The sequence below is a fragment of the Salmonella sp. SAL4457 genome, from assembly GCF_046548235.1.
In the GTDB taxonomy this organism is placed as follows: Bacteria; Pseudomonadota; Gammaproteobacteria; order Enterobacterales; family Enterobacteriaceae; genus Salmonella; species Salmonella enterica.
The window spans coordinates 1-266 of sequence record NZ_JBGDZO010000607.1 but is presented as its reverse complement, the minus strand read 5'-3'; the positions used below and the strand labels follow the sequence as shown (position 1 = coordinate 266).

Here is a 266-nt window from a genome sequence, read left to right as displayed (position 1 = left end):
ATCTCGATCGCTTCGGCCTTGCTCTTGCCCAGTACGCGACGTGGCGCCTCGATCACGTTGTCGAGGATGCTCATGTGCGGCCACAGGTTGAAATTCTGGAAGACGAAACCGAGTTCGCTGCGCAGCCGGTTGATCTGCTGGCTGTCGGCGGCGACCAGGTCGCCGTTCTTGCTCTTCTTCAGGCGCAGCTCTTCGCCGGAGACCAGGATCTGGCCCTGGTGCGGGTTCTCCAGCAGGTTGATGCAGCGCAGGAAGGTGGATTTGCC

General features: G+C 61.3%; 1 protein-coding gene. It reads right to left on the bottom strand.

Translation table 11 applies throughout. The features are described from left to right. On the bottom strand, positions 1-266 hold a 266-nt coding region (locus ACLJNW_RS25635; RefSeq protein WP_410961429.1), incomplete at both ends, for an ATP-binding cassette domain-containing protein.